This is a genomic window from Brevibacterium marinum, from assembly GCF_011927955.1.
GTDB classification, from domain to species: Bacteria; Actinomycetota; Actinomycetes; order Actinomycetales; family Brevibacteriaceae; genus Brevibacterium; species Brevibacterium marinum.
Genome location: NZ_JAATJN010000001.1, coordinates 1566342 through 1577996 on the forward strand (window position 1 = coordinate 1566342; position 11655 = coordinate 1577996).

Genomic DNA, 11655 nt, shown 5'->3' on the forward strand with positions numbered 1-11655 from the left:
GTCTGAGCGCTTCGTGTCTCGGCATTTCACCATTCCTGAATTACTATGCAGCTTAGTAAAGTGTAGTTTATGGCGGTTCGGTGCCGCCAACGTTCAGTCCTGCCTTGTGGTCAACAGTGGTGTCTGGGGGTCACCGATGAGCGCGGCACCGGATTCGGAGATGTGGTGGGGCGCTCCGAGCCGCTTGACCGTCATGAGCAGGGGAGTGCCGCCTGCGGCAGAGCTTCCGTCGCGAGCGGATCTGGCCGTGACCGGCTGCTCCGGCTGCTCTGTGTGATCGGACCCGTGCCCACTCTCCGAGTCGCTCCCACTCTCCGAGTCGAAGGCGATGAGACCGGCGCCCACGGCGGCGACCTCGGCGTTCTCGGGCAGGGGTGTGCTCCAGCGTTTCGTCCCGTCAGCGTCGTACCCGCGCAGATCGGGCCCGGCTGTGACCAAGGTGTTGCTCGATGAATCGAACCAGGCCCCAGCGATCTTCGAATCGACGGTCGTCCCAGAGCGCAGGTCGATGAGGGTGCGCGCCTCGCTGTCGGCCTCGCCCACCAGCGCATGAGAGTCACCGATGGGCTCCCAGGGGACCTCCCGGGCCTCGGGTGCGGACAGGCCGAAGTCCTCGGTTGCCCGAGTCCAGAGTCTGTGGCCCTCGGGATCCTCACCGACGATGTCGTTGCCCTGACCGCGAATCAGATGCTCGCCGAACAGCGCGACCACCCGGGGCGAGGAGTCTTCGCTCTCTCCCCCATCCTCGGCTTCGACAGCGGCCACCTCTCCGGTGGCCGGGTCGAGTGCCGTGCGGGGGCCGCTGGTTCCGATGAAGTCCTTCGGTGCACCTGCGAAGACGAGGCCGTTGCCCAGCAGCGCACCGGGCGTCTCCACAGGCCCCCACCGTTTCCGACCGGTCGCGAGGTCATAGCCGCTCGCGGTCGGTGTGAGTGAGTTGCCGGTCGAGGAGCCTTGGTCCATGAGGACCGCGATTGGGCCGTCATCGGTTGAGGTGACGAGGTAAGCGGAACAGGCGCGTGGACGATGCGCCGTCCAGACGACCTGACCCGTCGAATCAACGGCGCGGTATTCGAGGCTGTCGTCGTTCTCATACATCGACAGGAACGTCCCGTCCGCTTCCTGGGCCGGGGCGTCCCAGCCTGGATCGACGGCTCGCGACGCAGCGGAGTCGCCCTTCGCCTCACCAGCATCGAAGCTGGGAGCTTGTGTCCCGGCCGGATTCGGTTCGAACGACTGGGAGTCCGAACCGAACGCAGAGCAGGCGCTGAGCCCGACGATGACGGTGAGGGCGAGAGGCAGAACCGCCGAGGCGGTGGGCCGTGGTCGCATGTGTCCTTAACCTTCCGCCTCGGCGAGGGCATCGTCGACAGCGTCGACGAACTCCTGGGTCGGTTGGGCGCCGACGAGCGGTTTGCCGCCGATGACGAATGTCGGAGTGCTGGACACTCCCAGCGAATAGCCTTCGTCCGCGTTGGCCTCGAAGTCGTCATGGGCATCAACGGAGTTCATGTCCCCCTTGAATTTCGTGGGATCGAGTCCGAGTTCCTTGGCTGTGTCGACCAGGGAGTCATCGTCGAGTTCGGACTTCGGCGGGTGCTCACCACCGTCGAACATGGCATTGTGGAACTCCCAATACTTGTCGTGGAGGCCTGCGGCATAGGCTGCGCGGGCCGCCCTTTCGGACTCCTCGCCGAAGACAGCGAGGTCACGCATCTCGATGCGCAGATCACCGCGTTCGGCGTAGTCCATCATGGCCGGGAGCGTGTCCTGATTCCAAGACGCGCAGTACGGGCACTGGTAGTCGGAGAACATGACGAGTGTCACCGGCGCGTCGACATCGCCGAGCGCGCGACTGTCGCCTTCGACCCGGTGTTCGACGAACGACAGGTCGACCTCTTCGGTGCCGGAATCGGTGTCGCCGGATTCCGACTCGCTCTGCGAATCAGATTCCTGTGCGCTCGCGCCGTCATCGGAGGGGCCCTGGTTGACGATGACCACGCCGATGAGCACCGCAGCGAGGGCGATGACGACTAAGGGCACGAGCCACACCATGGGGCCGCGAGCAGAACGGAACACGGGAACCTCCTGAGGGAGTCGGGTCGGGAGAGTCGGGTCAGCACGCACTCGAGGCAACGCGCCATGGAACTTTACTACGTGACATAGTATACTAGCTCCCATAGTAAACAGACTGTCCGACGCTGCGCAACGAAGGGACCTTCTTGCTGTTCTCCTCTCTCTCAGAGGCGGCCCAATCGCTTCGGATGTGGGGCACCCGCCGCATCGTCGTCGCCATCGTGGCCGCCGGTGCTTCTGTGCTCGTCATCGGAGCGTCCACCGTCCTCATCCCCAATTCGCTCTTCGCCAGAGACATCCCTCCCCAGTGGTGGGACTATCCGATGTGGATTCTCATGTCGGTCCTCCTGGGGCTGCTCATCGCCACCTACATCCGCGAGCCCGCTGGCACCGTCGCTCCCGCCGAGTCCGCAGAGACGGTCGATGGCGAGAATGTGGACGAGCGGTCCGAGCGTCGCGGGGGCGCCTTCGGCACCGTCGGCGGCATGCTCGGCTGGTTCGCAGTCGGTTGTCCGGTGTGCAACAAGATCGCACTTCTCGTGCTCGGTTACACTGGGGTTCTCACCTATTTCGCGCCGCTGCAGGCCGTGCTGGCGGCACTGTCGGTCGTCCTGCTGCTGGTCGCGGTGGTCGTCCGTCTCAAGGGGCAGTCCTCCTGCCCGGTGCCCACTCGTGAAAGGAGCCGTCTGCCATGACATCCGGCTCGGCCCCGACCGAGAAGTCTTCTCCCGAGAACCCCTCGGCTGAGAACTCATCGCCGATCCGCCTCGGCGCGCTCGAACAGCAGGTCATGGACCTGCTGTGGGATGACGGTCCGCTGACGGTCAGGCAGATCATCGAGGCATCGGAGGCCGATCCTGCCTATACGACGATCGCGACAGTGCTGACCAACCTCGAGCGCAAACACCTCGTCCAACGCGAACGTCGGGGCCGATCGGTCTTCCACACCCCGATCATCAGCCGCGAAGAGCACGCCGCGACACTCATGCAGAAAGCACTGGTCAACGGGGGAGACCGGGCGGCCTCGATCCTCCACTTCGTCGAGGGCATCGGTGCCGAGGACGTCGAGCTCCTGCGGAACTATCTCGACTCGAAGGGTGAGCGCGGATGAGTCTGCTGTTCATCGGCATCGGTGCGGGCGCGCTGTTCGTCCTCATCACCTGGATCGGTCCCTTCCTAGTGAGGAGTGCCGCCCCGGTCCTCATGCGAGCACCGCGCCTCGCTGTGTTCGGGCTCCTGTCTGTGCCTCTCATGTGGTGGGCGGTCGTGGCAGCACTGAGCCTGTTGGCCGCTTCTCTGTTCAAGGGCCCCGATGTGCTGCCCGTTCCTCTCGCCGAGGTGTGTCAGCAGTGCCTCATCGCCGCCAGCCCGTTCCCCGGCCTCGCGCAGGTCGACACCCTGATCCCGGTGATCCTCTTCCTCATCTTCCCCTTAGGGCTCTCACTCGTGTCCATCGCATGGGGGCTGTCCCAGCGGGTTCGGCGCAGACGAGCCAACTCCTCTGCAGCCCGGCGTCTGCAGCGCAATTCGGCGGTCACCGACATCGACGGTCAGACCCTGAACGTCCTCGACCAGCAGACTCCCTTCGCGTTCTCCCTGCCGCGGAAGTACGGCGGAGTGATCGTTTCCCAGGCGCTGTGTGCGAGCTTGGAGAAGAACGAACTCGCCGCTGTGCTCGAACACGAGAGAGCCCACGTCGAGGGCGGGCATCACCGGATCATGGCAGTCGTCGACACCTTCGTGCGACCGCTGTCATTCATCCCCCTGTTCGCCGAGGTGACCGCCTCCATCCCCCTCTACCTCGAGATCACCGCCGACAACCGTGCCCGGCGCACCGCCGGAACGCCCGCCCTGGCCAGCGCCCTGCTCAAGATCGGCCAGCCCACGGATATCAGCGACCATCTCAGCGGGCCCTACGCACTCAACATCGCCGGGCCCGATCGGATCCGGCAGCTCGTCTCGCCCGCCGCCATGGCATCCGGAGTGCTGCCCGTCATCGCCCTCGCCAGCGTGCTCGCGGCCTTCGTCACCGTCTTCTCCTCCGTGTTCTACTCCTACGCCTCGGTCATCGCATCAGGCTGCGTCATGCCCTGACCCGTGCGCCGCTTGTCATCGTGACGAGCACCGAGAGGACGTCGATGACTTCAGGTCAGCGAGCGCGTCGGGTCGCCCGTGGTCACCGATCGGACTCATTCCACAGCGGACGCAGCGGGGTCTAACATGCTGGTGGAGCACAAGGAGAGTGACAGGTGGACAGACGAGAACGACGGGGGCCGGGCAGAGGTCTGCTGACCGTCCTGTTGGGCGCCGTCGGCTCCGGGCCGCTGCTGCTCTACGGGCTCAGCGCCGCCAGCGACTCGATCATCGTCGACCTCGGCATCTCGGAAGCCCAGTTCGGTCTGTTGGCCACCGCCTGTTTCGCCTGCGCAGCCATCGGCAATGCGACCCTGGGGCGGATCGCCGACAGACAGTCGGACACTTCCCTGATGACGCTGGTCTTCGTGCTCTCCACGGCGGCTCTGGCGCTGGTCGCAATCCCGGCGAGCTTCTGGATGCTGCTGATCGCGGCAGGCATCTCCGGAATTGCCCAGTCCTTCCCCAACGGGATCACCAACCGGATCCTGCTCGAGCGCGTGCCGGTGTCGAAGCGGATCGGCTGGGTGGGGATCAAGCAATCCGGAGTCCAGGTCAGCCAGCTGACGGCGAGCCTGGCCTTTCCGCTGCTGGCAGCGGCCGCAGGTTGGCGGGGCGCGGCTCTGGCCATCGCAATCGTCCCTCTCGTCCTCATGGTGATGACCTGGCAGTCTCTGCGCGTCACACCGGTGCTGCCGGAGCACCTGTCACCACCGGCGGGCGCGAACGAATCGATCACCGCCGGATCTGTCGACGCCGAGCCGAACGACTCAGGTGAGCACGGCGCCGAGCCGATCGACGCCGAGACGCCGGACTCCTCAGGACACCCGGGCATGGTGTGGGCACTGGCGGCTTTCGGCCTGCTCAACGGAATCGGGGTTCAGGCGACCAATGTCTACATGCCGCTGTTCGCCGTGCGCGAGCTGGGATTCTCGCTCGTGCTCGGCGGTCTCACGGCGGCGGTGGCCGGGGCCATCGGAGTGGCCGCCCGCGTCGGCTGGGCGAGGAAGATGGCCCACGGTGCCTCCGGGCCACGCCTGCTGCTGCTTCTTGCGCTGATCGCCACGGCCGGGGCAGTGACGTTCTACATTGCAGGAACCTCCGGTTGGGCATGGCTGCTGTGGGTCGCGGCGGCACTGCACGGCACCTCGGCGCTCGGCGTCTCTGTGGTGTTGATGAGTGCTCTCATGCGCTCGATTCCCGCGACGTCGATGGCCTCCGCCAGCGGAATGGTCACGGCAGGCATGTTCACCGGCTTCGCCCTCGGACCGTTGGGTATGGGAGTCCTCGTCGGCTCACCCGGCGGCTTCTCGCTGGGCTGGGCCGCTGTCGGGCTGGTCTATCTGCTCTGTGTGCTGCTGGCGTTCGGGCTCATGCGCACTTCGCGCAGAACGGAATGATTCTGCCCTCCAGAACCGGATGACCAGATCCTCCAGAACCGGATGAATCGGCCATCGGCGCATCCTCGAAACCGAGGAATCGTACTCTCCCTCGGGCAGGAGCACCAGCCCCTTGTCGGCGTCTTCACGACGTGCTTAGACTCCACTGGACGGCGTCGAGTCAATACGGTGAGGTGTCTGATGAGCAAGGATGTCGAGCTCGGAACGATCAAGACGGACGTGCCCGCCCGCCTGGACCGGCTCCCGTGGGCGAGATTCCACTGGATGGTCGTCGTCGGCCTCGGCAGCGTCTGGATCCTCGACGGTCTCGAGGTCACGATGGTCGGCAACGTCGCCGCCCGGATGACCGAAGAGGGCAGCGGTATCGATATGACCGCCGGCCAGGTCGGCACCGCCGGTGCGATCTACGTGCTCGGGGCGTGCATCGGCGCCATCGTCTTCGGCCAGCTCACCGACCGATTCGGGCGCAGAAAGCTCTTCCTCATCACCCTTGTCCTCTACCTCGTCGCCACGGTGGCCACGGCGTTCTCATTCTCTCCGTGGTACTTCTTCCTCGTCCGCTTCCTGACCGGCGCCGGCATCGGCGGCGAATACGCAGCAGTGAACTCGGCCATCGACGAACTCATTCCGGCCCGGGTGAGAGGCCGGATCGATCTCATCATCAATGGCTCCTACTGGCTCGGCGCCGCCGGTGGTGCCGCCACGACGCTGTTCTTCCTCAACACCGACATCCTGCCGAAGATGATCGGCTGGCGTCTGGCCTTCGCCGTGGGCATGCTGCTGGCGATCTTCGTCTTCGTCGTTCGCAAGAACGTGCCGGAGAGTCCTCGGTGGCTGTTCATCCACGGGCAGAGCGACGAGGCCGAACGCATCGTCGGCGACATCGAGGACGGGGTCGAAGCCGAGACCTCGCAATGTCTGCCCGAACCGGACAAGACCATCACTGTGCGGCAGCGCAAGACCATCTCCTTCGTCGAGATCATGCGAGTCGCCTTCAAGCTCTACCCGAAGCGAGCGTTCCTCTGCCTCGTCCTCTTCGTCGGTCAGGCCTTCCTCTACAACGGGATCACCTTCAATCTCGGGACGCTGTTCAACGGCTTCTACGGAGTCGCCGCCACAACTGTGCCGATCTTCATCATCCTGTGGTCGCTGAGCAACTTCGCCGGGCCCGTGCTCCTGGGCAGATTCTTCGACACTATCGGCCGCAAGCCGATGATCTCCTTCAGCTATATCGGCTCAGCGGTCGTCGCCGTCATTCTCGCGGGCGTCTTCAATGCCGACCTCGGAGGAGAATGGCTCTTCCTCATCATCCTCATCGTGTGCTTCTTCCTCGCCTCATCCGGTGCCAGCGCGGCCTATCTCACGGTCAGCGAGATCTTCCCGATGGAGACACGTGCACTGGCGATCGCGTTCTTCTACGCCATCGGCACCGCCGCCGGAGGCATTGTCGGCCCACTGCTGTTCGGCGGAATGATCGAGTCCGGAGACCGGTCCCTGGTCGCAATGGCGTTCTGCATCGGTGCGGGCGTCATGGCCCTCGGCGGAGTGGCCGAACTCCTCTTCGGGGTCAAGGCCGAGGGTGCCGACCTCGAGGGCATCGCCCGTCCGCTGACGGCAGAGGACGCCGACGAGGAGGCGGCGGAGTCGACGAGAGACGGTGGCGCCGGAGCCGAAGAGACCGCCGAGGCGGATGTCGACCAGGAGCCTGGCACCGACCGGCCCGCCGAGGTGGGGGATCGCACGGTGTCTGAGAGCCGACGACAGAAATTGCGTCCGGGTCCAGGGTCGGCCGGCGTGTACGCCCCCTGGCCGTCGGTGTCCTCGCGCGATGTCCCGCCCGAGGTCTCGGTCAACGAGGTGCAGGGCATCATCGACTACGTCCGCGACATGCAGCCTGTCTCCGAGGCGGAGCTGCACCGTGCCATCGGTGCCCGCCGTTGGGGGCCGGGGCGGTTCCGCTCCTCGGTGCGCGAAGCGATCAGACAAGGGCACATCAGGCGCAATCGCCGCGGCAGACTGGAGTTGACCGACCGGTGAGCGCAGGTGAAGACTCTGTCCAGACGCCGCCAGTAGAATCGGTCGTATGCGTAAACGTGTGCTCATCATCGTCCTGGCCGTCCTCGCGGTGCTCGGACTGGTCGCCGGTATGCTCAGCGGCACCCCGCAGTGAACGCCGTCACAGACACGGAAGGACGCCGACACGGACACGGATGGACGCAGGCACATTGCAGACACACCGGGTGAGGAGCGGAGCATGTCAGCAGAGACGAACGGACCCATCGCAGTCTTCGGCGCCACCGGACAACAGGGCGGTGCCGTCGTCGATGCGCTGGTGGACCAGGGCGCACACGTTCGGGCGCTGGTGCGCAGCCTGGAATCTGAACGAGCACGGTCCCTCGCCGATCGTGGGGTGAAGCTGGTCTATGCCGACGCCGACGATCCGACTTCGCTGGCAGCGGCCCTGGAGGGAGCCGCCGCCTTCTTCTTCATGACGGTTCCTCCCGGCGGCATGGGCAGCGGCGATGTCGAAGGAGAAGTGCTCCAGGGCAAGGCACTGGCCCAAGCAGCTGCAGCAGCCGGGGTGCCGCACATCGTCTTCAACTCCGTCGGGGGAGCCGAGAGAGAATCCGGCGTCCCGCACTTCGAGTCCAAGCGCCGCGTCGAAGAGTATCTCAAGGGTCTCGACACTCCGGTGACGATCCTCCGACCGGTCTTCTTCATGGATAACTTCGCCTCGATGGGGCCGAAACTCGACAAGGGCGAACTCGTCCTCCGACTGCCCCTGCCCGACGGAATCAAGCTGCAGATGATCGCGGTCCGCGACATCGGCACTGTGGCGGCGTCTGCCCTGCTGGGCACGACGGACGTTCCGGGAGGCGCGATCGAGATCGCCGGTGATGAGCGCACCGGCACAGAGATCGCCCGCGCATTCGGCGAACACACGGGACTGTCGGCTCGGTACGAAGCGCTGCCGATCGAAGCTCTCGACGAGGATGCTGACATGCAGGCGATGTTCCGGTGGTTCGCCGAGACCCCGGCATACCAGGCCGACCTGGGCCAGGTCCGCGACATCGCACCGAACGCCCTCAGCCTTCCCGCCTGGCTCGATGCCACGGGATACTCGGCCCGCTGACGAGCCCGTGATTGATTCGCTGACGAGCCCGTGGCTGACTCAGTAACGAGTGCGTGCGCAGACCCGGGCGATTCCTCGAAACCGATTCGATCCTCAACCGCTGAGAAGGTCCGTCAGCTTCAGCGAGGTGACAGGAAGCCGGTCGGCACAGCTGAGTGCCGCTGCATGCGAAGGACGACAGGGCACGGACGTCAGGTTCAGTCGATCAAGTTCGGCATGCTCGGGGGCACTGATCGCCGACGTCCAAACGTCGGTGACGTCGACGGCTGACACCTCGTCCCCGGTTCGGACCACCTCGAGCTTGTGCGGCTCCACACTCAGACCATGCCCGGTCGTCTTCAGTGCAGCTTCCTTCGCCACCCAGAGCTCCAGGCGCTTCCGGTCTGTGTCCGCGCAGCCGGCAGCGGACTCGCCCGGGGCCAGGACGTAGTCGTCGAATCCGGAGAATACTGTGCTCGGAACACCTTCGATGTCGACGCCGATCGGTGATGACGGCGGCGCCGAGGCCACCAGCAGCATGGTGCCCGAACGTGACAGGCTGACCTCCGCACCCGCCGCACCCGCACCCGCACCCGCGCTCACGTCCGCACTCGCGCGGGCGACCTGCGGCTTCCCGTGGGACCCACCGCAGCTGCGGCAACGACGCGTGAAGTCCAGGCTGCCGGCACTCCCGGCATCGAGGCCGAGCCTGCGAGCGGTGATGAGGCGCAGGACCAGATGCGCGCAGCGATAGGCGGTCCGATCCGAGGCATGACGCAGCCGATCGGAACGTTCGACCTCCGCAGCTGAGAGTATGGAGGTGAGCCACGGGTGATGCGCATGAGCCTCGCGCACGGCGCTGACGTCGCACACCAGGTACTCGATCCCGGCCCCGGTCACCTCCGGCTGATCCTCCGGTACTGGGACACGGCGATCACTGAGAAGACGGCGATGATCGCCACACAGCTGAGAACGGCGTAGAGGATCGCATTGTCGGCCGGCCACCCCACGCCCGTGACGTATCCGGGCGGAGGGGCATTGCCGAAGAGCTCCCGGACGCTGGTGGCCACGGCAGTGACGGGATTCCACGCGGCGATCGTCTGCAGTGGGCCGGGAAGCGTGTCGAGGGACACGAAGGCGCCGGAGAGGAAGGTCACGGGGAAGAGCCAGATCAGCCCGAGGCTCTGAGCCACCTCGACGCTGCGGGCCGTTAGTGCGATGAACGCACCGATCCACGACATGGCGAAGCCGAAGAGGAGCAGGAGCAAGATGCCGAGGATCGCCGCCCCCGGTCCTTCGGTGATGCGCCAGCCGATGATGAGCCCGCAGACCATGGTGACCACGAGGGAGATCACACCGGTGGCCAGATCGGACGTGGTCCGGCCCAGGATGACGGCCACGCGTGACATCGGCAGTGACCGGAACCGGTCGATGAGCCCCAGTTGGAGGTCCTGGGCGAGGTAGACCGCGGTGAATGAGGAATTGAACGTCAGCGTCTGAGCCAGGATGCCGCCGATGAGGAACTCCCGGTACGGTGCACCGCCCAGACTGCCGCCGAAGACGAACGCGAGGAGGAACACGAAGATCACCGGCTGCACGACACCGGTGACCAGTGCGCCGGGAGTTCGGCCCACGTTGAGCAGATTGCGCCACGCGATGACGGAACTGTCGCGTGCCGCCGAGGTCATGGTGCTCAAGCTCCCACCTGGGCTTCCGAAGGCAACTGAGACGAAGACTCCGCCGAGGCGGGGTGCCCGGTCAGGTCCAGGAAGACGTCGTCGAGCGTCGGTCGGGCCAGGGCCGCCTCGGTGACGGTGATCCCGCCGTGGTCAAGGGCGCTGAGGACCTCGAGCAGAGTTCTCTGCCCCTGGGGGGCCGGAACCGTGATCCGCTGCCGGGTCGAGTCGACCTGCGGTCGGGCCGAGCCTCCGATGACGCGTCCGAGGATGCGCAGGGTGTCGTCGAGGAAATCCGGGCTGGTCAGCGTCATGGCGATGCGTTCGGCACCGAGGCTGACCTTGAGTTCGTTCGACGTCCCCTCCGCAATCACTCTGCCGGAGTCGATGACGGCGATGCGATCCGCCAGCTGATCGGCTTCCTCCAGGTACTGGGTCGTCAGGAGCACCGTGGTTCCCTGGCCGACGAGAGTGGAGATGACGTCCCAGGTGTCCAACCTGCCGCGCGGGTCGAGGCCGGTGGTGGGTTCGTCGAGTATGACCACAGGCGGACGAAAGACCAGGGCCGAGGCCAGGTCGAGGCGGCGTCGCATGCCACCCGAATAGGCCCCAGCACGTTTGTCCTTGACGTCGACGAGGGCGAACTCCCTGAGGAGCTCGTGTGCTCGGGCTCGCGATTCGTGACGGTTCATCCCGTAGAGTCGGGCGACCATGAGGAGGTTCTCGTAACCGGTGAGCTTCTCGTCGACGGCCGCGTACTGGCCGGAGAGTCCGATGCTGCGGCGCACGCCTGTGGGATCGGCCGTCACCGAGTTTCCTGCGACGATGGCGCTTCCGGAATCGGGGCGTGTCAGTGTGGACAGGACCTTGACCGTGGTGGTCTTGCCTGCTCCATTGGGACCCAGCAGGCCGAAAATCTGTCCCTGCTCGACCTGCAGGTCGATTCCGTCGAGGGCTCGGAAGCTGCCGTAGTTCTTTCTCAGTTGGTCAATGCGGATCACTATGACGCGATTTCGGCGAGCCGACGCGGAGTGATGTCCGTCCAGTTCGCCTCGACGAACTCAAGGCACTCATCGCGGTCGGCCGGGCCGAAGGTCACGACCCACCCCTCGGGTGCGTCGGCGAACGATGGCCAGAGGGAATGCTGCTGTCGGTCATTGACCAGTACGCGGAAGGTCGCGGTGGTGTCATCGAAGGGGTTGTTCACTGTTCTTCATCTCCTGTCTATGGATGGTGAAGTGCACCCATTGGTGCGGTG

At 65.5% G+C, this 11655-nt stretch carries 12 protein-coding genes; 6 read left to right on the forward strand and 6 right to left on the reverse strand.

Going from position 1 to position 11655, the window contains the following annotated elements; translation table 11 throughout:
• Window positions 1-93 precede the first annotated feature (93 nt).
• Both BKA07_RS06880 and BKA07_RS19235 read right to left on the reverse strand, forming a co-directional pair.
• Window positions 94-1332, reverse strand: a complete 1239-nt coding sequence (locus BKA07_RS06880; protein WP_167950242.1) for a PQQ-binding-like beta-propeller repeat protein — start codon at window positions 1330-1332, stop codon at window positions 94-96.
• A gap of 6 nt (window positions 1333-1338) precedes the next feature.
• Window positions 1339-2079 carry a thioredoxin domain-containing protein gene (locus tag BKA07_RS19235; protein WP_209043887.1) on the reverse strand — a complete coding sequence of 247 codons (741 nt, stop codon included), beginning with the start codon at window positions 2077-2079 and terminating at the stop codon, window positions 1339-1341.
• A gap of 143 nt (window positions 2080-2222) precedes the next feature.
• Here BKA07_RS19235 and BKA07_RS06890 point away from each other — a divergent pair, with 143 nt between their 5' ends.
• The 6 genes from BKA07_RS06890 (at window position 2223) to BKA07_RS06915 (ending at window position 8742) form a co-directional block, all read left to right on the forward strand.
• The gene (locus BKA07_RS06890; protein ID WP_167950243.1) at window positions 2223-2771 is read left to right on the forward strand and encodes a hypothetical protein; all 549 of its coding nucleotides are present in this window, start codon (window positions 2223-2225) and stop codon (window positions 2769-2771) included.
• On the forward strand, window positions 2768-3187 hold the full coding sequence (locus BKA07_RS06895) for a BlaI/MecI/CopY family transcriptional regulator (RefSeq protein WP_167950244.1): 420 nt from the start codon (window positions 2768-2770) through the stop codon (window positions 3185-3187). The genes BKA07_RS06890 and BKA07_RS06895 overlap by 4 nt, the downstream gene beginning before the upstream one ends.
• Window positions 3184-4170 (forward strand): M56 family metallopeptidase, encoded by a 987-nt coding sequence (locus BKA07_RS06900; RefSeq protein WP_167950245.1) that lies wholly within the window; start codon window positions 3184-3186, stop codon window positions 4168-4170. Before BKA07_RS06895 ends, BKA07_RS06900 begins: the two co-directional genes overlap by 4 nt.
• A gap of 155 nt (window positions 4171-4325) precedes the next feature.
• Window positions 4326-5609: an MFS transporter gene (locus BKA07_RS06905; protein ID WP_167950246.1), complete on the forward strand. Its 1284-nt coding sequence runs from the start codon at window positions 4326-4328 to the stop codon at window positions 5607-5609.
• Window positions 5610-5789: 180 nt separating this feature from the next.
• Complete coding sequence (locus tag BKA07_RS06910) at window positions 5790-7646, forward strand: MFS transporter (RefSeq protein WP_167950247.1); 1857 nt, start codon at window positions 5790-5792, stop codon at window positions 7644-7646.
• A gap of 217 nt (window positions 7647-7863) precedes the next feature.
• Entirely contained in the window at window positions 7864-8742 is an 879-nt protein-coding gene (locus BKA07_RS06915; RefSeq protein WP_167950248.1) for an NmrA/HSCARG family protein, read from the forward strand.
• A gap of 93 nt (window positions 8743-8835) precedes the next feature.
• Here the strand turns inward: BKA07_RS06915 and BKA07_RS19765 are convergent, their stop codons facing one another.
• The 4 genes from BKA07_RS19765 to BKA07_RS06935 are packed head-to-tail and all read right to left on the reverse strand — an operon-like array spanning window position 8836 to window position 11604.
• Window positions 8836-9621 carry a 4'-phosphopantetheinyl transferase superfamily protein gene (locus tag BKA07_RS19765; RefSeq protein ID WP_167950249.1) on the reverse strand — a complete coding sequence of 262 codons (786 nt, stop codon included), beginning with the start codon at window positions 9619-9621 and terminating at the stop codon, window positions 8836-8838.
• On the reverse strand, window positions 9618-10409 hold the full coding sequence (locus tag BKA07_RS06925; protein WP_167952960.1) for an ABC transporter permease: 792 nt from the start codon (window positions 10407-10409) through the stop codon (window positions 9618-9620). The genes BKA07_RS19765 and BKA07_RS06925 overlap by 4 nt, the downstream gene beginning before the upstream one ends.
• Window positions 10410-10414: 5 nt before the next feature.
• On the reverse strand, window positions 10415-11398 hold the full coding sequence (locus tag BKA07_RS06930) for an ATP-binding cassette domain-containing protein (protein WP_167950250.1): 984 nt from the start codon (window positions 11396-11398) through the stop codon (window positions 10415-10417).
• Window positions 11398-11604, reverse strand: coding sequence for an MbtH family NRPS accessory protein (locus BKA07_RS06935; RefSeq protein ID WP_167950251.1), 207 nt, complete (start codon window positions 11602-11604; stop codon window positions 11398-11400). Before BKA07_RS06935 ends, BKA07_RS06930 begins: the two co-directional genes overlap by 1 nt.
• Between the last annotated feature and the right edge of the window lie 51 nt (window positions 11605-11655).